The following is a 1,785-nucleotide window of genomic DNA, read 5'->3' as shown; positions in this document are numbered from 1 at the left end:
GGGGCGGTGCGACGCTGATGGCGGGCATCGAGGTGACCGCCCTGCACAAGCGCTACCCGGACGGGACGGTCGCGGTCGACCACGTGGACCTGTCCATCGACGACGGCGAGCTGTTCGTGATGCTCGGCCCCTCGGGTTGCGGCAAGACGACCACGCTGCGGGCCATAGCCGGCCTGGAGAGGCAGACGACGGGCGACATCCGCATCGGCGACACACTGGTCAACGACCTGCCGCCCGCCGAGCGCGACATCGCCATGGTGTTCCAGTTCTACGCTCTCTACCCGCATCTGAAAACCCGCGACAACCTGGCGTTCCCACTGCGGGCCGAGGGACTGCCCAAGCCCGAGGTGCACAAACGGGTTGAAGAGGCCGCCCGGCTGATGCGGCTTGGTCCGCTCCTGGACCGGCGACCGCGCCAGCTGTCCGGCGGGGAGCAGCAGCGCGTCGCGCTTGCTCGCGCCCTGGTGCGACGACCGCGCGCTTTCCTCATGGACGAACCTCTCACCAATTTGGACGCCGAGTTGAGAGCGGACATGCGCACGGAGATCAAGCACCTGCAGGGGGAACTGGGGGCGACGATGGTCTACGTCACCCACGACCAGGTCGAGGCGATGTCGCTCGGTCACCGAATCGCCATCCTCAACAAGGGCCGCGTCGAGCAGATCGGCACACCGTTGGAGGTCTACGACCGTCCGGCGAGTCTTTTCTGCGCCGCATTCATCGGTTCACCGCCGATGAACCTCATCGACGTGGAGGTTGCCGACGGGAAGCTGCGCGGTCAGGGCGGACTGGTCCTCACGCCACCGTCAGGCCTGCCGCGCGACCGTCGCCTGGTCGCAGGCGTCCGGCCGGAGGCGCTGGAAGTCACCGCACCAGGGGCGGAACGTTCGGTCCCGGCCCGCGTGGTCTCGGCGGAGTGGCTGGGCGACGAAATCATCTACGTGGTCGACCACAGCGGCCAGCGCGACGTCCGGGTTCGGATGCCACCGACTGTCCGTTTCGCCGCTGACGCAACTGTCGGGTTGCGGCACACCGGCGGGACCCCGGCGGTCTACGACGTGAGCACGGAAGAGCTGGTGGCCTGATGGGAACCGTGGCAGTGCACGGGCTGCGCAAGTCCTTCCGAAAAGTCCAAGCCCTGGACGGGGTGACGCTGGACGTGCCGGACGGCTCGTTCTTCGTCGTGCTCGGGCCCTCCGGGGCAGGGAAGACGACGACCCTGCGAGCGATAGCCGGCCTTGACAGGCTTGACGCCGGGTCGGTGCATCTGGACGGCAGGGACGCGACCGGTGACGCCCCGGCCGCACGCGACCTGGCCATGGTCTTCCAGAGCTACGCCCTCTACCCGCGACACACGGTGTACGAGAACATCGCCTCACCGCTGCGGGCACGCCGCTGTTCTCCAAGCGAGATCGCCGCTGCCGTCGAGCAGATGTCGAGCCTGCTGCACATCGAACGTCTGCTGCAGCGTCGTCCCGCGCAGTTGTCGGGCGGTGAGATGCAGCGTGTCGCCCTGGCCCGGGCGCTGGTCCGTCGCCCGCGCGCGTTTCTCATGGACGAGCCGCTGACGAACCTCGACCTCAAGCTCCGCGTCGAGATGCGCACCGAGCTCACCCGCATCCACCGGAGCCTCGGAGGGACCTTCGTCTACGTGACCAACGACCAGGTCGAGGCCCTGTCCATGGCCGACCAGGTCGCGGTGCTCAAGGAGGGGAAGGTGCAACAGGTCGGAACGCCGACCGAGGTGTACGAGCGTCCAGCCAACCAGTGGGTCGCAGGATTCGT

General features: G+C 68.0%; 2 protein-coding genes. Both read left to right on the top strand.

Annotated elements, in window-relative coordinates:
- Window positions 1–83 precede the first annotated feature (83 nt).
- Window positions 84–1,085 (top strand): ATP-binding cassette domain-containing protein, encoded by a 1,002-nt coding sequence (locus KBX34_RS32845; RefSeq protein WP_307871554.1) that lies wholly within the window; start codon window positions 84–86, stop codon window positions 1,083–1,085.
- Window positions 1,085–1,785 (top strand): ABC transporter ATP-binding protein (locus tag KBX34_RS32840; protein WP_210928955.1); only part of this gene is annotated, 701 nt, incomplete at its 3' end. The genes KBX34_RS32845 and KBX34_RS32840, both read left to right, overlap by 1 nt.

Origin of the sequence: Micromonospora sp. M61 (assembly GCF_018070245.1) — a bacterium.
In the GTDB taxonomy this organism is placed as follows: Bacteria; Actinomycetota; Actinomycetes; order Mycobacteriales; family Micromonosporaceae; genus Micromonospora; species Micromonospora zamorensis.
The sequence above is the reverse complement of the archived record's forward strand: the minus strand, read 5'-3'. Positions and strand labels throughout refer to the sequence as shown.